Genomic DNA, 20,273 nt, shown 5'->3' with positions numbered 1-20,273 from the left:
AATGCGTTCACACCCACCGCTATTGCCTTTAAGGATTTTAAATTATTTTCGTTTCTTTTGGCTAGCAGAAGTTTTTATCCATCGGACAGCAAAATTGACGGGTTCGGGTGATTTTGAAAACGCAGTATTATGTCCAAACTCTGGAAACAATTGGTGCGCATAAGGCTTGCCCTTCGCTTTAAGTTCATCAAGATGTTCAATTGACAGGCCTACTGGAGCCTGAATATCTCTTCCTCCAAAGATCCATAGACCTGGGATGGATAGCTTTGAAAGCGCATCTCGAGGGTCGGTAGGTTCAAATTTGTACTTGTCTGGGTCGTTACGCATGTGTGCTCGAGCCTCGGCTTCAGTGTGGGTCTCCCAGAACTTTGAATTACCTTGAGTATAAAACTGGAAACGGAGTTGTTCAAGCGTAGACACCACTGGTCCGCTAAATATCAACATAAATTTAATTTTTTGGTTTTTTGCTGCGGCGAGAGGAATTACCCATCCTGCCTGGCTAAATCCCATTAGCCCTATTTTACCATGTTTGCCTGACAAGTGTGCCAATAGTGTATTACATGCTTCACTCGCATCTAAAGCCAATAGGTTCAAGTTTGCTGAATCAATGTTGTTTGTGCCAACTTCAGGCCCGGCATAAATCCCACCTGACTCCCCAACACCTCGTTTATCATAAGTTAATACAGCAATGCCCCTCGCAGCTAAAAGAGTAGCCATTTTTGTCATTCTTTTTTCCTGACCAGAGCCATGTACCAGCACTAAAGATGCCTCGGGATGTTTAGGTTTGAAGATGGTTCCGCTAAGGATGATACCAGCACTTTTAAACTTGACATTTTCTGTGGTGAATTCTGTTACTTGAGTAGAATCAGGATCGGTTTGACCAAATAATCTGCTACTTAAACAGAAGAAGGAAATAAATAAATATAATTTCATCGTTTTAATTTAAGGAATTTTATCCCTTGTTATTATTAATTTTTGAATGTGAAGCAATATAGTCTGGATGGATGAAGTGAAATGGGAAATGTGACAGAATGTGGGATAAATGTGATGAAATTTGTAATACCGTATAGACTGGTTATCAGTAAATAGATACAATACTCAAGTGCATGCTATTCGTTTAAATTTTCGTAAACCTCAAAATTTCAATCAATTAGTCAATAAAATGGCTCGAATTATGCACGCCATAGACCCCGAATCTTCTGGAAAGAATCTATTTTCAATACTCATGGCTTTAGGGGTTTTTGAAAGTGAGCTTATCCCTTGTCTCATTATCGTGTTCAGTCTACTTGCTCATTTGGATGTGGCAATTTATTTTTGATCATTCACCATTTAACTAATATTTTATATGAGTTGCAACAGCAAAACATTATATTTAATTTGTAATTAATATATAAGCATTAAAAGAAACCTAATGGTTTTAGCTTATCATGAGCTCCTCTATATATTGCAAAGTATTATTTGATCCCTTTTAGATGCAGAAACGCATACATATAACTTATTTAATTCACATATTCATTGCAATAGCTTTATTTGCTGCCTGTAAGCAAAAGAAAGATAATGGAACATCTAAACTAAGGCTTGATGTTAACACCATGCTTGCGCAATATAATGGAATGTTAAATTCTGGAAAAGGAAATATTGCCATTAAATATTTAGACAGTTCTTATGCTAAATTCGAAAACCTCAGTGCACTTGATAGATTTAGTAAATTGATGAGGGCCATTACGGCATCTAGCTGATGGTAATGGGCTATTAATTTTAAATAAAAGGAAACTAGCGAAGGATTTTTTACACCTAAGAATTGGCTAAATCTAGGTATTGCTAAATTTGGCGTATTGGTTACGGTTTCAAATAATAGAATTTGATGCCATACCGAGAGTTCCTCGTTAATATGCTCAAAAAAATCAAACGGATTTGTTTGGTTTAGCCTGATGTATGTGGCTTGTGCCTCTATCCTCAGGTCATCGTTTTTATGATTGATTAAGGGTTTCAGCATATCTTCTTTAGTTATAGGTGTCATTTCTTGTATCTCCCTTAAACCTTTTGCTTTCAGTACCCAATTATTTTTCTTTAACTTTCGCTCAGCATACGCTGCAAGCTTGAGTTTATTGAAAAGGCTTTTAAGCATTATCGTGGTATGACCCGTAAAGTTGTGATGATAAAAAATAATCTGGTCAATCAAAATTTGATTATACCCCCTTTTTTTTCGCGATAGCGATATGATTTTACTTGCCCAACTATTTAACTCATGGGTTGATAACTCTTTGTCATTAAGCAAGTCGACCATTAATTGCCCTGCAACTAAATCCCTTATGCTCTTTAACCTTAGTTCTACGTGTTTTGATATGGTGCGGTTTAGAAATAAATAGCTAATGCCTGTCAGAAATAAAAACACCGATAGTAAAATGATCATGATAGCTATTTGAATAAATAGAGGGAAATGATCGAACGATCGATCAAATAAAAACAATACATTTTGATCTTGAGCTAACATTACGCGGTATGTGAAATAAAGTGCCCTTTAAGTAACAGTTTCAACTTAATTACCAAAACATTTAAGGCAAATGGTTTTTTTAGGAAATCGTTAGCGCCAATTGAAATGGCTTCTACAATTGTTTTTTCATTACCCAATGCAGAAAGTACGATGATGGGTGTGGCTTGGTTTATTGTGTTTGCTCTTATATGAGAAATGAGCTCAAAACCAGAAATAAATGGCAGCATAAGGTCAACTAAGATACAATCGTACTTGTTTGTGTTGATGAGCTCCATTGCTTGGTCGCCATCACTAGCTATTGATACGGCTAAATCTTCTTTCTGTAAGCGCTGTTGTAAAAATGACAACATCAAAAACTCGTCTTCAATAATTAAAATTTTCTGTCTCATGGGCCACTGCTAAATATTTATTGTCACTTGGTTTATTGCAACATATATGCCACCTGCCAAATAACTGATTGTTTTAGAGCGTTTGAGAAAAAAAGAGTGCTTTATTAAAAATGCTGCATTAACGTAAATTTTATGGGTTTTTGGCTTCTTTGCCAAAATTATTTAATCTTATTGCTTATAAAAATGAACAAGGATAGGCGCCTAAAATTATTAAGGTGTAGGCCATAAATTTGGGCAGGTTAGGTACACACGAACTAAACCCACCCAATAATTACGAACAATTACTAAATCGTTTCGTCTTCTATAGTGGCATCAGGTGCATTGTTCTTTACAGACTCAATACCCTTATCTCTAGCTGCTTCACTTTCATACATTTCACTTGTGCCAATAATTTGCCCATTGCTAGCCTTTAAGTTAAAATAAGCCTTGCCATTTTTTGAAGTATTACGTTCGTATTTGTCAAGGTCGGCTGCATTGTTGCTAACAGATGAAATGCCATTTTCGCAGCTAGCCTTTGTTTTATAGCCCTCGCTAGCTAAAATTACTTGGCCATTACCGGCCTTAAGGTTAAATTGGAACTCTCCGTTTTTCCTTTTTGTGATTACAAATTTACCCATGGTTAATTTTTATAATAAATGGTTAGTTTAAGCTATCGTTATTAGAAATATCGTACCAAAGGGTTAATACTTAGTAAAGCCCATGAATGGGCATTATCGGATTGGGGAAGTTGGGTAAAAATAGCTCGTTTTGTTGAGATTGCTGCGCATAATGATTCCATTAAATACTGTTATTGCCAATGGTGCATTAGGTGCAGGTTTACCTATATGTGCATTTGGTATTGATGTGGTGGCTTAACTTGTTAATAATTAAGTCATTTACACTTTTTTAAAGAATCGGCACTGCTGTTGTATTATCCTCTTCACAATTAATGATCGGGATATGGATAGGCATATTTTAATCATCCCTATTGTTTAAAAGATAAGCAACGATTAATATGAAACGGTTGATGAATACACTCACTAATATTTATGCCTTGCTATTGCCCAAGCAATACAGGAATATTTATGGTTGGTCGCATCTAATTATCAGAATTACAATAATCGTGTTGTCTTGTTATTACTGGAAATTTCTTCTTTGCGAAGGCTGATGGCCTTTATTGCCCATAAAAACCAAATACAATCAAATGCATAAACTAAAGGACGCCTTATCAGACATTTTTTCTCCACTTGTACCCAATCAAAATGGACTAAGTAACTTGAACGAATTGGTTTTAGATGCAATGCTATTTGGGCTTGTTTTTTTGGTAGCATCTTTTTTGTAAGCACTTTTATGAAAGTCATGGTCATGGTTAACTTTTGCCCACTGCACCGCTACCTGCTGTAGTTAACATAGGGGTATTAATTGCTTTTATTAAAATTAAAAAATACATTAACCATGTTCTCTCTGCTAGTTTCAAAAGAAAACAAGGCAATTTCCCCTTGGTGCGAATTAATTATTGCTATGGTATTGATGGGGTTATTAGCTTTAGCGATTTCGTTTTTACCACGTTAGGCATACCATTAGAACAATGGGTAGGGAACATGAAACTGATGATGCGGAATTGTTCGACCAGTACAACTTGGCGGCTTAAATATATCAGATTGACAAAGAGCCTTTTTGCTTCTTGTTAATAGATTTAGTTCCTAGTGCTTCAATAAATCCTTAATTTTGTGCCATGACAATCCCAGAACTAGAGCAATGGTTTAAAAGTGTAGAACTTCCAGCTGCACCCTTATATTTAAACCCAGCCACAAAAATTAATGACGTAAACTATTTTCTCGAAAGTCATTTCTCTCCACTGCGAGATACCCCCATCACAAGCATTAACCAACCTTTGCTAGATCGCCTGTTGGCTTTTAAACTGTTAATAGAATCAAACCTTTAGCTGAGCTGAGAAGAGCTTGTTTGGCCTATTTCTTTTGTTGCGAAACACGCTGTCTGATCCTTACCTTTAAATTATAAAATCATTTCATGAAAGCATTTGTAGGAACAGGCCTTTTGGGCGCTAATTTTGTAAAAGCGATGCTCCGTAGGGGAGATCAGGTTCAGGTATGGAACAGAACGGCATCAAAGGCCAAGGCGCTTGAAACTGATGGCGCAAAAGCGTTCGAAAACATAATTGACGCAGTAAGGGGAGCGAAGCTGATCCACTTGACGTTAAAAGACGATGCTGCAGTAAATGAGGTATTAGCCGCTGCAAGTTCGGGGTTTGAACCCGGGGTAACGATCATTGACCATACCACCACCTCTGCCGATGGCGCAGTGGAAAGAACTGCCAAATGGAAGGCCATGGGATTTACCTATCTACACGCACCAGTATTCATGGGGCCACCTAATGCGCTAGAAAGTAGCGGTAACATGCTGGTGTCTGGTGATCAGCAAGTAATCAAAAGCGTAGAAGCAGAATTGGCTAAGATGACCGGCAAGCTGATCAACTTTGGCTCAGAAGAAGGCAAAGCCGCAGGCATAAAACTGATTGGTAACCTTTTTTTAATCTCGATGACTGCGGGCTTGTCAGACGCACTTGCACTGGCAAAGGCGTTAAGCATTGATGCTGCAAATATTGCAGAACTGTTTGCTTCATGGAACCCGGGAGCAGGTGCACCTGCAAGATTGGATAAGTTAAGGGCTGGTGAGTTCAGCAAGCCATCATGGGAATTAGACATGGCCCGTAAGGATGCGGGATTGATGATGGACGCTGCCAGTGAAAAAGGAATTAAGCTAACTGTATTGCCTGCTGTAGCTGCAGAGATGGACAATTGGATTGCAAAAGGGCATGGTACAGACGACTGGAGCGTTATTGCAAAGAATAACCTTTAGCGGGATTGAAAGATAAGATTTCTACCCGCATCAAACTAGGCATGACAAAAACCTGTCATCCGTTTACGTAAGTAGAAAAAACCCATTCCACTTATAAGGATGGTTAAAAAAGGAATATAATCATCAATTGGACAAGACACCAAAGCATAGCTTGCCTCCAGGCCGCTATAGGCAACTGGTGCCAGCCCAGACCTACAGTTACCAGCTGGATTTACCCCATACACACATATGGTACACGCATTTGGAGAGGGGTTTGTGGTATAAAAACATTGATCGGCAGACGGCGTGATCTTTGCGCCATAAGAAGAATTGTTTCCATATTTGCCACCAGGCGCCAACGTAGTATACAACTCATTACCATACAAGCATCCAGGAGTTTGCGCCTTTGTTAAAATACTTAGCATAAGGAGACAACCTATTAAGCATACCTTTTTCATTGAATGGGGGTTAAATACAACCCTCATTGGCAAGATCAATACCACACACTGGTAAAACTTATTTTACACTTTAATGTCTGTTAAGAAATAAACACTAAGTCAGCCTTGTTCGTTCTTTGTTTTTACCTAATGATACCCATATGTTATTTTTGCATCAATAAATAATATAGCCATAAAAGAGATTAACAAGAAGATGCACGATTTTAACTTGTCTTATAACTAAGGTTTAAAAGATATCTTGACTCAACCAAAAAATACTTCCTTTTATACACTAAGTAAATGAAAAAGATAAACCTTTGATCTTGGGTTTAAAAATATATGGGCAATTGATCAGGTAGCTTTATACACAACTAAGCCTCAAATTTCTACAAACGATGTGTCAGTGCGATCCCAATCTTGCGTTGGTTGTGGTGACCTCCTTTTTGCAAATTTTACGGACATAGGATCCGACTTCGGAGAAACCCAGAAGGGCTCAGCAAAGCTAATCGTAAAGCGTAATATGTGCTTGTTAGGCCTTTGGGTTTAAAAAGGAATTTTCTCTATTTAAACTTTAACCCCAGTAGCATTTAACATCAGGTTGTGCAGTTCTGTATTGCGAACAAATGGTTTCATTAAAGTGCTGCCTGGCCCGTAAGCCGCCAGTTCTACATAATCTGCCGAGTGTTCCATGGAACCCCAACCAATAGCGGTATAGTTTTCCTGTAGCTGTCCCAATAATTCGAATGGGAGTTTACGGTTATTATAAATGCCGCCACCATCTAGTTTTTCATAATGTGCCAGTAAACTTTTAGCCTCATCAGCTGTAATTACATAACCCTGTGCTGCAGCTATCACATCTATTAGCTTCGTTGTACTGAAACCTGGTTTGATTGAATTGAGCACCCAATCATTGCTATGCTTGAAATGCTGTAGCGTGTCGAACTTTTTGTTGCTATCGGTGTCTCCAAAAAGTCCGGGATTACCATTGCCATGGTCTGTTGTAACGATAACCAATGTATTTTTATCAGTCTCTGCAAATGCAATTGCTTTTTCTACAGCTAAGTCGAATGCAATTTGATCGTAAAGCAATCCTGGTGCATCGTTTGAGTGTGCTGCCCAATCTACTTTTCCGCCTTCTACTTGCAAAACAAAGCCATTCTTGCTGTCTTTCATCAGGTCTATTGCCTTAACTGTCATCTCTGCCAAGGTTGGTACGCGATCTTGAAGTGCAACATCATTTGCATGGTCAACACTAAAAGGAAGAGCATCATCATCAAACACGCCAAGAATTGGTTTTTTGTTGCTTAGTTTAAGCATTTCTGCTTTTGTGCGTACCAGTTGATAACCTGCCTCCTCAAATTTGGCGTATACATCAACTTTATCCTTTCTTTTTGTGGGGTTAAAATATTGGTTGCCACCACCCATCATCACATCAAACTGAAGGGGTAAATATTGTAAGGCTATTTCGCTTTGGTCGCCCCTTGAATTGTTGGTGATACAAAAGCCGGCAGGTGTGGCGTGAGTAATTGGAACCGTGGTAACACAACCTACTTTTTTACCTGCGTTTTTAAATTTCTGTAAAATAGGGGTGTTAAAACTACCATCAGCATTGGCATTGAGTTTCCCATTATTAACCCTTACACCACCTCCCCAGGCAGAGCTTGAGGCAGCTGAATCGGTTACCATGGCATTTGCAGAAGCGGTATCCATAAAAGCTCTTACCACTTTGTTTTCCCTGTATAAGGAAATCCATTTGCTCTCACGACCTTCTTTCCTTTCTAAAAGTAAGTTTGCCATGTTCAAGGTGCCTGTACTCATGCCGTCGCTTACCATGAAAATAATGTTTGTGGCAGTACCCCATGCTTTTTCTTCTGTTGGCGTAAGTATTTCTGCGGCCGAACTTAATGGGCTTAATAGGGAAGTGCCTAATACGGCCAATGAACCTTTTTTGAAAAAATCTCTTCTGATCATGTTCCAAAATTAGGGTAGTGATATTAAGTGGATGTTAATTGTAATCTCGGTAAAGGTTAAGTTTTCGTTGGTTTTAAACGGGAGTCGTCATGCTCAGTTCGTCCAGATAGCTATCGGGAGGGCATCCTAATGCGATTGCACAGCTGTTTGTTAAATCTTCGCACCTTCCCTTTGCATTACGATTAGCTGTGCTGAGCCCTTCGGGGTTCCCACCTGCGTGGGAATGACGTGAACTCTATCACTCAACGTTCGTCATGCTCAGCTCGACTGCACAGCTGTTTGTTAAATCTTCGCACCTTCCCTTTGCATTACGATTAGCTGTGCTGAGCCCTTCGGGGTTCCCACCTGCGTGGGAATGACGTGAACTCTATCACTCAACGTTCGTCATGCTCAGCTCGACTGCACAGCTGTTTGTTAAATCTTCGCACCTTCCCTTTGCTTTACGATTCCCACCTGCGTGGGAATGACGTGAACTCGAGAAGAACCGTCATGTCGAACGAAGCGCAGCGAGGAGATATCTGTTTTTTCATCATTGCATTTGCCCCACGCTCCAGCTTGCCTTGCCTGCCTGCCGGCAGACAGGGTTAGCGGAAGATAAATCGAATAGGCTTTGACAGCAGATGGATCAAGTCGTTTCGGTTGTGGTCTTTTTTCTCCGCATTTAGGTCGTCATTGCCAGCTCGTTCCGATAGCTATCGGAAGGCAATCCTAATGCTGTAGAAAGTCGAATTGGTAGGTATAGCGATTTAAGGTTCCCGTTTGCACGGGAATGACGACAGATTTTCGAATTTTTGTCCGCACGATATGATTCATCATGTACCAATCTATAATCCCAACTCCTCTTTCAAATAATGCAAACCCACACATCCCGATTTAAAAACCTTCACGTTAACCAGTTTTAAGTTGATGTTTTCTTGGAGGGTAATATCTTCCAACAAGCGTTTTCCATTACCCGCAATAATGGGATGTACCACAAAATAATACTCATCTATTAAGCCTAATGCCATTAACTGCGAACGTAGGCTTACCCCCCCGATAGAAATCTTTTTACCAGGTTCTTGCTTCAGTTTCATGATCTCAGCCTCGAGGTTATTGCGAATGATCCTTGTATTTCCATCAGCGTTTTTTAAGGTTCGGGAAAAAACAATCTTGTTGATGGCATTGTGTCTTTCTGCAAATTCATTGGCTGCTTTTGTACCCGATTGTGCTTTTGCCACATCTGGCCAGTAAGGCACCATCAACTCATAGGTTTTACGCCCATAAACAATCAAGTCAACATCATCCATTTGATGGGTAAAATAATCATAAAGCTCCTCATCAGGATTAGCTTTGGTATGGTCGCAATTGCCATCAATACTGATGTTCATCCCATAAATTACATTTCTCATAATGGTAGTTTTGTTAATCAAATATAAATGATTACGCCAATAGCTGTAAGGACTTGTTGGGACAAAAAAAGAGGTGTTTGAGACAGAAGCGACTTGGGGTTAAAATAAATAAAGCGTTACAAGCAGGGGGTGCTCTAAAGACTTGTACTATAAAATAGATGAATTATCAAAACTTTTTCAACGGTTTTGAACTTATTATCATGGTATAGCTTCAAAAATTCCATACTCATTAAAATTTAAGCGATGTTAAAAATCTTAGGTATAAATCTGTTAGTATTTGTGATCTATGGCTTGCTCATTATCCTAAACACCTCCATGGCAAATATGGGCTTTAGTATTGCCATTGGTATGGGCTTATGCATCTTTATACAAGTCATGCTGAACGTAGTTGTTGGTATTGTCTTATTAATAATGGGTAGGCGAGAGTTGGTTAAATCCTTTTTTATAAGTGCGGCTGTACTGGTGCCAGTAGGTTTTGTTACATGGCTTATCTTACTTAGTATTTATGGTTAGTGCAGAATGGCGTGACAATGAACGTAGTGCACCTGTCCCGTCCCGATAGCTATCGGGATCTTCGGGAGCGAGTTGATAGCTATTTTGTGTTTTATGATGTCTACTTCCCACGCTCATAGCTTGCCTTGGTTAGCCACTGACGAGTGTATGTTTTAGGGGCATCATTAGGCTTTTCCATAAGTCAAGTTAGGCTGAGATACCTATGGGTATTTTGCTTTTTAGTTAAAATCTTACAATAAATCCTTTAAACAGAGCATTAAGGTATTTCCTGATTTTTTTTAATTTCAATGCCTTTTCCGACTTGATTTTTTAATTAAAAGGCATCGCTACTCCTTAAATGTAATATTAATGTTATCAACTGGAATCCCAAACCTTTAGTTTTGGTACGTTTTATTTGGTGGCACTTGCTTTGCAAGTTAGGTGGTAACTTATGGCTTAATTATAAAATTCTAATTATATCAACAATAAACTGTTATTGTTAGGCCTCATCTATCCCAATTAAACAATATTTATCATGAAAAAATCTACTCCAACAGAGGGCATTACCCTGTTGCGCCCATCCCTGCGCTATGTTAAAAGCATCAGTTATCTCTCCTTAGCTATTGTATTGATTGCAATGTCAATGCTAGGCTGTAAAAAAGATGACTTTAAAGACGAACTCGTTGGTCTTTGTCCAGTAGTTACCTCCACAGATCCCATGGATAAAGCTGTAGATGTGGTATTGGATAAATTGATCACCATTACTTTTAACACCAACATGGATGCTACTTCCATTAATGCCTCTACCTTTACCATCAAACAGGCCGGAACGTTAATTTCAGGAAAAATAGCTGCTACTGCAGATTTAAAGGTCTATACTTTTAAGCCAGATGTACCCCTTAACCCTTTTGCGGTTTATACAGGCACGATTACAGCTGCTGTAAAGGATACATTTAATACGGCCATGGTGAAAGACTTTACTTGGTCGTTTACAACCATCCCATTAATTACATTATCGGCTAACCCAACAGTTGGTGGAACAGTGGCGGGTGCTGGGCAATTTGCACAGTCATCTACAACAACTGTTTCAGCAACACCAAGTACGGGTTTCACCTTTGCCAATTGGACAGAAAACGGTGTAGTTGTTTCTACAAGCTCAAGTTATCAGTTTGTAGTTGCTGGAAATAAAACATTGATTGCTAATTTTGCTCCCATTCCCCCAGGCAGCTTTGCTGTTAATTTATCATCAAACCCTGCAGCAGGTGGAATAAACAGTGGTTCTGGATCTTATGTAGCAGGTTCGGTTGTTACGGTAACTGCTGCGGCAAATACTGGATACACCTTCTTGAACTGGACAGAAAATGGAAATATTGTATCTACAAGTGCTAGTTTCCAACTTGTGGTAACGGCTAGCAGATCATTGGTAGCAAATTATAGGGCGGTTCCTGCTTCTCAATTTGCAGTAACACTGGCATCAAATCCATTAAGTGGAGGTACTACCGATGGCGAAGGATCATATCCAAGCGGAACTTCGGTAACAATTTCTGCTACTAGAAACATAGGTTATACCTTTGTTAACTGGATCGATAAAGCCAATGGAACGATTGTTTCTACCAGTGCAAGCTATACATTTGCCTTAGCTGCAAATAGAAGTTTTATAGCAAATTTCATTCTCAATACCTATACCTTAAACGTTACTGCTGTTAACGGAACAGTTGTTAAAACTCCAAATACAGCAACTTATAATCATGGGTCTACCGTTGTGCTTACTGCTGTTGCCAACCCAGGTTATGTATTTTCATCATGGACAGGTGATGCAACTGGTTCTACCAATCCATTAACCGTTTTAATGACGGCAAATAAAAATATTACGGCTAATTTTACAGCTATTGTTCCTCTTAATATTTTAGGTAGTGTAAGTTTATTTGGTGCATTTGGCGGTAACGCTGGTATCACCAATATGGGCTTAAATACGGTAATTAACAACGGAAGTATTGGCACAACTGCCGCCTCTACTTTAATAACTGGTTTTCATGATGGTACTACTGCTGATATCTATACCGAAACACCATTAAATAAAGGTAATGTTACAGGTAGGATTTACACGGCGCCACCTGCACCAGGAAACGCAATCTCATTTGCCATGGCCACTCAAGGGCTTGCTGATGCAACTGTTGCCTATAATAGCATTTCGCCTGCTGCTAAACCAGGAGGATCTGATCCAGGTGCTGGAGAACTTGGTGGCTTAACTTTAGCTCCAGGTATTTATAAATCGGCAAGTGGTACATTTAAAATCACAAATGGCAATCTAACATTAGATGCACAAGGCAATCCTAATGCAGAGTGGATTTTCCAGACTGCCGCAGGCTTAACAGTAGGTGTTGCGGGCCCAGCAGGTGCTAGAAGCGTAACCCTGATCAATGGCGGCTTGGCTAAAAATGTATATTGGTATGTGGGTAGTTCGGCAACAATCAATGCTGCTGGTGGTGGTATCATGACAGGTAACATTATCTCTACCGCTGGAATAACTTTCTCTACAGCAGGTAATGCAGTGCAAACTGTCCTTAACGGCAGAGCAATTTCTTTAGTTGCATCGGTTACAATGGTTAACACTACGATTAATGTACCGCAATAATGGTAGTTATCCTATCACCGGTAAAAACGGATACTCAAATTAATTTATCAATTAAAAATAAAACTATGTTATCTCTAAATAAAATAATCCAAAAAACAGTAGGGTGTTGCTTAATACTACTGTTTTTGCAAACCACAACCTCGGCTCAAACCACATCACCTAAATGGTGGTTTGGTGCAGCCGCAGGAGCTAATGCTAACTTTTTTGATGGTACAACACAGCGCCTAAATAATGGATTGATTGTGCCTAGTGCATTCCATAAAGGTAAGGGGATTCGTCCATTCGGATCTGTGCTAGTAGAATATCGCCCTACACCAATATGGGGTGGTTCACTTAACATTGGCTATGATGGCAGGGGCGGAAAATTTGATGATGTAATTGCACCATGTGATTGCCCTGCAACCTTGGCTACTAATGTAAGTTATATCACAATCGAACCTACATTACGTGTAAACCCTTGGGGTGGTAACCTGTATTTTTTTACAGGCCCTAGGTTTGCCTTTAACCTGCAAAAAGATTTCGACTACACACAACTTAAGCAGCCAAATACTTCAGGTGAATTAAGTGAGGTGCGTAAAAGTGTAATCTCTGCACAAGTAGGTGCAGGTTACGATATCGACATGTCGGCACCTACAAGTACCAGTAAATTTGTTGTTTCTCCTTTTGTATCATTTCATCCTTATTTTGGACAAGATGTTAGGGAAATTGAGAGCTGGTCTATGTCAACCGTTAGAGTGGGTGTTGCATTAAAATTTGGTAAGGCTAAGCTTATAGCTAAGCAAGAAACCACATCAACACCTATACCATTAGCAGAAGTTAGCTTTAGTGTTAGGGCACCAAAAGCTGTGGTAATGAAACGTAAAGTAAATGAAACCTTACCATTGCTTAATTATGTATTCTTTGATGAGGGTTCAACAGCAATACCATCAAGGTATGTCATGTTATCTCCTTCTCAGGCAGCTACATTTAAACAAGAAGATTTACAACAAGAACCTGCTGAGAGCATGAACATCCGCTCTCAAAGACAATTGAATGTGTATTATAATGTACTTAACATTTTAGGCGATAGAATGAGGGCAAATCCCGCGGTAGATATTACTTTATCTGGAGCATCATTAGCTGGTGCTAAAGAAGGAAACCTATTTGCTACAGAAATTAAAAAGTATTTAGTAAATGTATTTAACATCAACGAAAATAGAATTGCAACAAACGGAAGAATCAAGCCAATCAATCCTTCAGAACAAAAAGGTGGCAAAAAAGAGCTAAATCTATTGAGAGAAGGTGACCGCAGGGTAGATATCCTAAGTAATTCTAACGCACTAATGATGGAACTTGGATCTGGAATCATGAAACCTGTATACATTAACACCACACAGTCAAATGGTACTGATGGTGATGTTATTTTCTACGTAGGCAAAGCAAATGAAGTGTTAAGTTCTTATATGATTGATGTAACTAGTCCAAACGGGGTAACAAAACAATATGGTCCATTTACTAAAAATGAAGAACACATTGCAGGAAACACCATTTTAGGTAATGGTACCCCTGGTAGCTATAAGGTAGTGATGACTGGTACTACAAAAATGGGTAATACCATTAAAAAAGAAAGCACAGTAGACATTGTTGCTACGCAAGAGCAAACAGAAAATGGTACACGTTATAGCATTCTATACAACTTTAACAAAGCCAATACCATTGCAACCTATGCCAAATTCCTTACAGAAGAAGTAGCTCCTTTAATCAGCGAAAATTCGACAGTTAACATTCATGGTCATACAGATATAATTGGCAGCGAAACGTACAATTTAGAGCTATCTAAAAGGAGAGCTCAAGAGACACAACAAATTCTAGAAGCTGCACTTGCAAAAGCTGGGAAAAGGAATGTTAAGTTTGAAACCACTGGTTTGGGAGAAGCCGAAGATCGTTCTCCTTTTGGAAACGGAAAACCTGAGGAACGTTTTTATAACAGAACAGTTGTGATCGATATCAAGACAGCAAACTAAGCTACTTGCTCTTGTCTATATTCAAATTATAAAATAGAAAGGCCCCACTTCATGTGGGGCTTTTTTTGGTTGATATCAAGTAGCACAATTTATTTTCTTATTGGTTTTACATCCTGCTGTTCTTGAACTATGCTGTCACCCTCTCCGAGAGCCTGCTCCGACCATTCGGAGGGGTAAGCCTGCCTGCCGGTAGGCAGGGGGGAGGCATTAGTTTCTGTAAAGGAAAACTCGTATCAGATCTTCTACCCATTTTCCCTTTATCGTTCCCTTTTCCTTTGTCTATTGTTCGTAACACAGTGTAGACGTCATCGCTACTGGTTAAGTTCTGTGTCGTAACAGAATCGTAATGTTAAAATAATGAATCTAAAATATAAGTATAGCAAGTCCAAGTTTTTATGTAAATAGTTGGACACATATTGGACTTATATTGGACTCATATTGGACTCATTGCATTTCTGTTACGACGCAGTAGCGATTCAGATACGACTCAGTGGCGAACCAAGTAATACCTAGAAGCGATGAAAAACTTACGTATATTTAAGATTTGATGGCAAGACCCAAAACTATGACAGACGAAGAATTGCAGGTATTTATTGACAACTATTCAACGGTAGACTTTGACCGAATTAAACTTATTTGGAATGGCAAGTATGGGCAAGATTTTATAGACGACAATTACGATTTCCGTATACAAGTTTGCGAGTTTGTTGTTCCGCAAATTGAGAAGGTAAAACTTGGCTTGATTCGTGATTTATATTGTGAGACAGGCAAAACTTCACCAATGACATTTGGTGTTTACTTAAAATTTCATCTTTTTGCAGACGAACTTTTGAAACGTGGCGGAACAGACTATTTGCTTGACTATATTCGTGGTGCTTCTCATTCAATGGACACAGGAATGAGGTCAGGGATACTGACAATTTCAACGCAAACTGCAAAAGAATTATTAGCTTATTTTGATCAACTAAAATCAAAATCAACGGATCCAGAGGAACTGAGCCTACTTAATGACTTTATCAGGCATAGGCTTGAATACAATGCAAACAAAGAAGAAAGCCCAGTCGCTCAAAGCACCTTGCCAAAAGCTAGACAGACATGGTTAAAGAAACTTTTTGGCTTTGAATAAATTTAGCGGTAGCTTAAGAGATTGTTGTTAAAGAATCCCCATCCCGTCACCAAGCCGAAAAAACATTGTAATACAAAGCAGAAGCCGAACAAACATGAACAGAATGACAATATACATCGTTGCAGGACTTTTAATGGTTGGTCTTGTGGCCTATTTATTATTTAGGCTGAAACAGCCTTCGTCTACAGCAAACTATTTTATCTCTACCCAATCTGAAAGCAATGAAAGGATACAAAATTTGGGTCTCGACAAAGCTTCTGAAGATGCTTCCTATCTATTGGATACCACTAAACTATCATTTCCAAACCTAAAAAGAGAAACTGCAAATGCGGCATACCAGGCTGATCCCGACAAAGATTGGGTTATTGATTTGATACCTGTAAATGGCGAGAATTTCAAAAAGGACGATATTTCCAAAATGTTTGATTACGACTGGAGAAGTAATTTCGAATCGACCATATACGGGTTTTCAATTGAAGAAAACAGATGGACATTTGCTGATGCGGGAGACGCTCCGGATCTATACAGTAAGCTTCAGGTTGCAATTGATGTTCAAGATGTATTTAATGATGAAAAGCCTAATTACGACCCGAAAAAACTGGAGCGATATCTCATTGAACTTGAAAAAAGAATCAAAAAATACCCTGCTAAAATAAGGCTTGCACATCAGGAGTCTATTGAGAAAGCTATTCAGAAGGCTAAAGTTCTTGTACAATTGTATCATGAATTTAACCAAGATGCTATAATTGTATTACAGAGCGATAAGCAATTTAACGGCATTAAAATGTGGGATGCGCTGCAAAGTGTTGGATTAAATTGGGGAGATGGCGACTTGTTTCATTGGAGTAACCATAAAGATTATGGGGACGACCAACATTTTAGTGTTTGGACTAGCACTGAGCCGGGATACTTCTTGCCAGAAGAAGTTAAGAACGGGAACATGAATCCTAATGATTTGGTTTTTGGCTTCTCTGTCCCTAGAAGTGCCGACCCACAGCATGTATTTGAACTCATGTTTAAAGCAGTTGAGTATTGTCAAACACGCTTAGGCGGGAAAATATTGGATAAAAATAGGCAACCTTTTAATCTAGAGAAAGAGCGAAAAGAAATGAAGGAATTGATAGGTAAAATGGAAAGTAAGGGTATAAAAGCAGGTGCTGACAAGGCACTAAGAATGTTTTAAAAATGCATCAGATATAATAGCAGTTTAGCAAAATGGCTGGTTCAGTGCCCTGTCTAGTGCAAGTCTTAAGCGAAGCGTGACTTGTGCCTAAGCTTGTCCATCGCCCACCGTCTTGGTTGTTTTACCCAATGAAAACGACAAACAAACTCAACGTCGCATTGTAAGGTAAAGCTAATTTCTTATTTTTGCCACTCAAACAATCAGATGGAAATAACCCGAGCTAACCTTGCCGACGTTAAGGAACTAGACAAACTGGTAAACTCTGCCTACCGTGGCGAGGATTCAAAAAAGGGCTGGACAACCGAGGCCGAAATACTTGATGGGATTAGGATCGATGAAAAGGCATTGGAGATTATGTTGGCAAAGCCAGGGTTAACGATCCTAAAGGTTATCGATGGCAATGGTAAGATCCTGGGTACGGTTTGCTTGGAGGTAGAACCAAACGAGCTGCACCTTGGTATGTTTGCCGTATCACCACTTTCTCAGGGCAATGGCATGGGCAAGTCGCTTTTAATGGCAGCAGAGGATCATGCGCTCGAAAATAATTGCGCTAAGATTGTCATTTCTGTCATCAGCACCCGAGTTGAACTGATTAACTGGTACGGTCGCCATGGCTATTTGCCCACTGGAGGTTCCATTGCATTTGATGAGATAGAAGGCAGGTTCGGTGATCCTAAGGTGGAGGCTATTAGTTTGATTGAAATGGAAAAAGTGCTTGGGGATTAATTTAGGTCAAGCGAGAGTCGTCATGCTCAGCTCGTCCCGATAGCTATCGGGAGGGCATCGTAATGCGTCTGCACAGCTATTTATTAACTTTGCGCTCCTTTCTATTGCATTACGATTCCCACCTGCGTGGGAATGACGTGAACTAAAGAGGGATCGATACAATGCTCAGCTCGTCCCGATAGCTATCGGGAGGGCATCGTAATGCGATTGCACAGCTATTGGCAAACTATTTATAACCTTTTGCCTGTAGGTTAAATAGCTCCGCGTATTTGCCACCGGCTGCTAAGAGTTGCTCATGTGTTCCCGATTCCAATAGTGTTCCCTTTTCCAAAACTAAAATCCGATCAGCCAAGCGTGCGGTAGAGAAGCGATGCGAGATCAAAACAGCAGATTTTCCAGTGGTGAGTTGTGCAAAACGTTGAAAAACCTCGTACTCTGCCCTGGCATCAAGTGCCGAAGTAGGCTCATCTAAAATCAATACCTGTGCATCCTTCATGTATGCCCTAGCCAAGGCAACCTTTTGCCATTCGCCACCAGAAAGCTCAATTCCATCATTAAATTTCCTGCCCAACCATTGCTGGTAAGCACCTGGTAGTTTTTGGGCAAGCTCATCTGCCAAGCTCAATTCAGCTGCAGCCTTAACTAATTCCTCGTTATCAATTTCCTTGATATTGCCCACAGCTATGTTTTGATAAAAAGTCATCTGGTAGCGGATGTAATCTTGGAAGATGATACCAAGGTTATGCCTCAGGTCATCTAAATCATAAGACTTTAAATCCTTTCCGTCTAGCAAAATACGACCCTCGTTTGGATCATACAAGCGGGCAAGGAGTTTGACCAAAGTAGTTTTACCTGCACCATTCTCGCCTACAAGGGCCAACTTCTCTCCAGGTTTTAGTTCAAAGCTTAAATTCCTGTTGGCCCACCTCTCACTATTGTGGTATTGGAAACCTACATTTTCGAATACAAATCCCGATTTGATGGGATTTGGGAAAGGCAAGGCATCTTTTGGTTTAGTGATCTTTGGCTGTATCTCAAAAAAATCAATAAAATCTTGCAGGTAAATGGCACCTTGAGAAACCATCGTAAACCTAGAAAGCATAGTCTCCATCAGGCTGCTCAATTGACGAAATGAACCTGCCAAAAAGGTCAAGTTACCAACGGTTGATTTCCCGGTAACGGTTTCGTATACAATAAATCCGTATGCTGCGTAATAGCCTATGGTGCCTAAGATGGAAAAAAATGTGCCCCAAATTGATCTACGTATGGCCAATTTGCTATTATCCCTATAAAATTTACCCGACAGGGTCTTAAACCTGTTTACAATGAAATCTGAAAGGCCAAAAATCTTCACTTCCTTTGCCGTTTCGTCGCTAGCACCCAAATAGCGTACATAGTCAAGTTCCCTGCGTTCTGGGGTCTGGCTACGAGACAAAGCATAATTCTTGCTGTTAAAATAAGATTCGCCCAAGAATGAAGGAATAATGGCAAGCACCAATAAAAGAATCAACCAGGGGTTAAAGGCAATTAAGCCTGTTAACAGAAAGGCCATTGAGATTAAGTCTTGTATTTGGCTCATCACTTGCGAAAGCATCACACTTCTACCAACGGTCTGTTGCCTGGCACGTTCCAGCTTATCATAAAATACAGAATCTTCAAATTGCTCTAGGTCGAGGGTAGCGGCATGCTCCATTATTTTTATGGAGGTATAATTTGAAAACTGATCTCCCAAAAGGCTATCTGTCAGGTTAATCATCCTGCTCAGCGCATCGTTCATGATCGCTAGAAAGAACTGAAGGCCTACCAATTCCCAAAGTCTGTTCATGTTACCTCCTGAGGCGCTGGTATGCAATACCACAACCTCATCTATAATCAGTTTACCTACATAGAGCAAGGCAACAGGCATGGCCGAACGTAAGATCCTCAATGTAAAACTGATGATGGTTTTACTTGGACTGCTTTGCCAAACGAGTTTAAATAGACTTGGCAAATTCCTCAAGGAGGAGAGTCGTTCCTTAAACGTAATGTTTTCTACGGGTATTGTATTTATTTTCTTTGCCATAATCGGGTACAGGGCAAATCTAATTTTTATTGGGGATTAGTTTTTTATGTTTTTTGTAAAAATAGGGGGTGCAAAGTTCCCTAACACATCTAGTTCGTCATGCTCAGCTTGTCCCGATAGCTATCGGGAGGGCATCGTAATGCGATTGCACAGTTATTATTAATCCTCGTTCCTTCCCATCGCATTACGATTCCCGTATGCACGGGAATGACGTAACTACAGAGATGAGTTGTATCGTCCTAAAAAAAGTTTACAGTTTTTTATTTAATCCTGATATTGATTTACAGTTTTTTCATTGTCCTGTAATGGGTTTACAATTTTAGTATTTTTTGTATAATAGTTTTTCCATAATCTTTCAACATTCAGTTCTTGTGAATGTACAAGTTCTGGTGTTAGCAGGCCAATGCTAAAGTGCGGTCTTTCATTGTTGTATAGTTCGACTGAAGATCGCAGGCACTCTCTTGCATCTGTTATATTGTTGATTCTGTATTGGTTCAGGTATTCGTGTTTAAGGATGCCATTTATTCTT

General features: G+C 39.5%; 18 protein-coding genes. 9 read left to right on the top strand and 9 right to left on the bottom strand.

What is annotated here, in order from left to right:
- Positions 1-42: 42 nt before the first annotated feature.
- The 4 genes from EZ428_RS17820 to EZ428_RS17805 all read right to left on the bottom strand — a co-directional run bounded on the left by EZ428_RS17820 (position 43) and on the right by EZ428_RS17805 (position 3,500).
- Positions 43-933 carry an alpha/beta hydrolase family protein gene (locus tag EZ428_RS17820; RefSeq protein ID WP_131554562.1) on the bottom strand — a complete coding sequence of 297 codons (891 nt, stop codon included), beginning with the start codon at positions 931-933 and terminating at the stop codon, positions 43-45.
- Positions 934-1,663: 730 nt separating this feature from the next.
- Positions 1,664-2,413, bottom strand: coding sequence for a hypothetical protein (locus EZ428_RS17815; RefSeq protein ID WP_131554561.1), 750 nt, complete (start codon positions 2,411-2,413; stop codon positions 1,664-1,666).
- An 80-nt stretch (positions 2,414-2,493) separates the two neighbouring features.
- On the bottom strand, positions 2,494-2,883 hold the full coding sequence (locus EZ428_RS17810) for a response regulator transcription factor (RefSeq protein ID WP_131554560.1): 390 nt from the start codon (positions 2,881-2,883) through the stop codon (positions 2,494-2,496).
- Positions 2,884-3,167: 284 nt separating this feature from the next.
- Positions 3,168-3,500, bottom strand: a complete 333-nt coding sequence (locus EZ428_RS17805) for a YegP family protein (protein ID WP_131554559.1) — start codon at positions 3,498-3,500, stop codon at positions 3,168-3,170.
- Between the two features lie 566 nt (positions 3,501-4,066).
- On the opposite strand from EZ428_RS17805, the gene EZ428_RS24020 reads away from it, so the two are divergent.
- From EZ428_RS24020 to EZ428_RS17795, 3 genes are all read left to right on the top strand, one after another.
- Positions 4,067-4,204 carry a hypothetical protein gene (locus EZ428_RS24020; protein WP_165501810.1) on the top strand — a complete coding sequence of 46 codons (138 nt, stop codon included), beginning with the start codon at positions 4,067-4,069 and terminating at the stop codon, positions 4,202-4,204.
- Positions 4,205-4,597: 393 nt separating this feature from the next.
- Complete coding sequence (locus EZ428_RS17800) at positions 4,598-4,807, top strand: DUF6965 family protein (RefSeq protein ID WP_131554558.1); 210 nt, start codon at positions 4,598-4,600, stop codon at positions 4,805-4,807.
- 86 nt (positions 4,808-4,893) lie between these two features.
- Positions 4,894-5,742: an NAD(P)-dependent oxidoreductase gene (locus EZ428_RS17795; RefSeq protein ID WP_131554557.1), complete on the top strand. Its 849-nt coding sequence runs from the start codon at positions 4,894-4,896 to the stop codon at positions 5,740-5,742.
- A gap of 35 nt (positions 5,743-5,777) precedes the next feature.
- Here EZ428_RS17795 and EZ428_RS17790 read toward each other — a convergent pair whose 3' ends face one another.
- From EZ428_RS17790 to EZ428_RS17780, 3 genes are all read right to left on the bottom strand, one after another.
- The gene (locus EZ428_RS17790; protein ID WP_131554556.1) at positions 5,778-6,179 is read right to left on the bottom strand and encodes a hypothetical protein; all 402 of its coding nucleotides are present in this window, start codon (positions 6,177-6,179) and stop codon (positions 5,778-5,780) included.
- A 543-nt stretch (positions 6,180-6,722) separates the two neighbouring features.
- Positions 6,723-8,129 carry an alkaline phosphatase gene (locus EZ428_RS17785; protein WP_131554555.1) on the bottom strand — a complete coding sequence of 469 codons (1,407 nt, stop codon included), beginning with the start codon at positions 8,127-8,129 and terminating at the stop codon, positions 6,723-6,725.
- Positions 8,130-8,953: 824 nt separating this feature from the next.
- Entirely contained in the window at positions 8,954-9,517 is a 564-nt protein-coding gene (locus tag EZ428_RS17780) for a dihydrofolate reductase family protein (protein WP_131554554.1), read from the bottom strand.
- Between the two features lie 243 nt (positions 9,518-9,760).
- On the opposite strand from EZ428_RS17780, the gene EZ428_RS17775 reads away from it, so the two are divergent.
- The 6 genes from EZ428_RS17775 to EZ428_RS17750 all read left to right on the top strand — a co-directional run bounded on the left by EZ428_RS17775 (position 9,761) and on the right by EZ428_RS17750 (position 17,682).
- Positions 9,761-10,030 carry a hypothetical protein gene (locus tag EZ428_RS17775; protein ID WP_131554553.1) on the top strand — a complete coding sequence of 90 codons (270 nt, stop codon included), beginning with the start codon at positions 9,761-9,763 and terminating at the stop codon, positions 10,028-10,030.
- Positions 10,031-10,544: 514 nt separating this feature from the next.
- The gene (locus EZ428_RS17770) at positions 10,545-12,644 is read left to right on the top strand and encodes an InlB B-repeat-containing protein (protein ID WP_131554551.1); all 2,100 of its coding nucleotides are present in this window, start codon (positions 10,545-10,547) and stop codon (positions 12,642-12,644) included.
- A gap of 125 nt (positions 12,645-12,769) precedes the next feature.
- Positions 12,770-14,647, top strand: a complete 1,878-nt coding sequence (locus EZ428_RS17765) for an OmpA family protein (RefSeq protein WP_225871087.1) — start codon at positions 12,770-12,772, stop codon at positions 14,645-14,647.
- A gap of 565 nt (positions 14,648-15,212) precedes the next feature.
- On the top strand, positions 15,213-15,773 hold the full coding sequence (locus EZ428_RS17760) for a hypothetical protein (protein WP_131554549.1): 561 nt from the start codon (positions 15,213-15,215) through the stop codon (positions 15,771-15,773).
- 103 nt (positions 15,774-15,876) lie between these two features.
- The gene (locus EZ428_RS17755) at positions 15,877-16,956 is read left to right on the top strand and encodes a cell division protein ZipA C-terminal FtsZ-binding domain-containing protein (RefSeq protein WP_165501809.1); all 1,080 of its coding nucleotides are present in this window, start codon (positions 15,877-15,879) and stop codon (positions 16,954-16,956) included.
- Between the two features lie 204 nt (positions 16,957-17,160).
- Positions 17,161-17,682 (top strand): GNAT family N-acetyltransferase, encoded by a 522-nt coding sequence (locus tag EZ428_RS17750; protein ID WP_131554547.1) that lies wholly within the window; start codon positions 17,161-17,163, stop codon positions 17,680-17,682.
- A 226-nt stretch (positions 17,683-17,908) separates the two neighbouring features.
- Here EZ428_RS17750 and EZ428_RS17745 read toward each other — a convergent pair whose 3' ends face one another.
- Together EZ428_RS17745 and EZ428_RS17740 are read right to left on the bottom strand one after the other, a co-directional pair.
- Entirely contained in the window at positions 17,909-19,744 is a 1,836-nt protein-coding gene (locus tag EZ428_RS17745; protein WP_131554546.1) for an ABC transporter ATP-binding protein, read from the bottom strand.
- Between the two features lie 264 nt (positions 19,745-20,008).
- A partial coding sequence (locus EZ428_RS17740) for an integrase core domain-containing protein (RefSeq protein WP_165501808.1) occupies positions 20,009-20,273 on the bottom strand: 265 nt, incomplete at its 5' end.

The organism is Pedobacter frigiditerrae (genome assembly GCF_004331645.1).
GTDB classification, from domain to species: domain Bacteria; phylum Bacteroidota; class Bacteroidia; order Sphingobacteriales; family Sphingobacteriaceae; genus Pedobacter; species Pedobacter frigiditerrae.
The sequence above is the reverse complement of the archived record's forward strand: the minus strand, read 5'-3'. Positions and strand labels throughout refer to the sequence as shown.

What these genes read in the sequence shown, in the direction of transcription:
- EZ428_RS17820 (WP_131554562.1), bottom strand. Translation starts at nt 933, where the DNA reads ATGAAATTATATTTATTTATTTCCTTCTTCTGTTTAAGTAGCAGATTA.
- EZ428_RS17815 (WP_131554561.1), bottom strand. Translation starts at nt 2,413, where the DNA reads ATGATCATTTTACTATCGGTGTTTTTATTTCTGACAGGCATTAGCTAT.
- EZ428_RS17810 (WP_131554560.1), bottom strand. Translation starts at nt 2,883, where the DNA reads ATGAGACAGAAAATTTTAATTATTGAAGACGAGTTTTTGATGTTGTCA.
- EZ428_RS17805 (WP_131554559.1), bottom strand. Translation starts at nt 3,500, where the DNA reads ATGGGTAAATTTGTAATCACAAAAAGGAAAAACGGAGAGTTCCAATTT.
- EZ428_RS24020 (WP_165501810.1), top strand. Translation starts at nt 4,067, where the DNA reads ATGCATAAACTAAAGGACGCCTTATCAGACATTTTTTCTCCACTTGTA.
- EZ428_RS17800 (WP_131554558.1), top strand. Translation starts at nt 4,598, where the DNA reads ATGACAATCCCAGAACTAGAGCAATGGTTTAAAAGTGTAGAACTTCCA.
- EZ428_RS17795 (WP_131554557.1), top strand. Translation starts at nt 4,894, where the DNA reads ATGAAAGCATTTGTAGGAACAGGCCTTTTGGGCGCTAATTTTGTAAAA.
- EZ428_RS17790 (WP_131554556.1), bottom strand. Translation starts at nt 6,179, where the DNA reads ATGAAAAAGGTATGCTTAATAGGTTGTCTCCTTATGCTAAGTATTTTA.
- EZ428_RS17785 (WP_131554555.1), bottom strand. Translation starts at nt 8,129, where the DNA reads ATGATCAGAAGAGATTTTTTCAAAAAAGGTTCATTGGCCGTATTAGGC.
- EZ428_RS17780 (WP_131554554.1), bottom strand. Translation starts at nt 9,517, where the DNA reads ATGAGAAATGTAATTTATGGGATGAACATCAGTATTGATGGCAATTGC.
- EZ428_RS17775 (WP_131554553.1), top strand. Translation starts at nt 9,761, where the DNA reads ATGTTAAAAATCTTAGGTATAAATCTGTTAGTATTTGTGATCTATGGC.
- EZ428_RS17770 (WP_131554551.1), top strand. Translation starts at nt 10,545, where the DNA reads ATGAAAAAATCTACTCCAACAGAGGGCATTACCCTGTTGCGCCCATCC.
- EZ428_RS17760 (WP_131554549.1), top strand. Translation starts at nt 15,213, where the DNA reads ATGACAGACGAAGAATTGCAGGTATTTATTGACAACTATTCAACGGTA.
- EZ428_RS17755 (WP_165501809.1), top strand. Translation starts at nt 15,877, where the DNA reads ATGACAATATACATCGTTGCAGGACTTTTAATGGTTGGTCTTGTGGCC.
- EZ428_RS17750 (WP_131554547.1), top strand. Translation starts at nt 17,161, where the DNA reads ATGGAAATAACCCGAGCTAACCTTGCCGACGTTAAGGAACTAGACAAA.
- EZ428_RS17745 (WP_131554546.1), bottom strand. Translation starts at nt 19,744, where the DNA reads ATGGCAAAGAAAATAAATACAATACCCGTAGAAAACATTACGTTTAAG.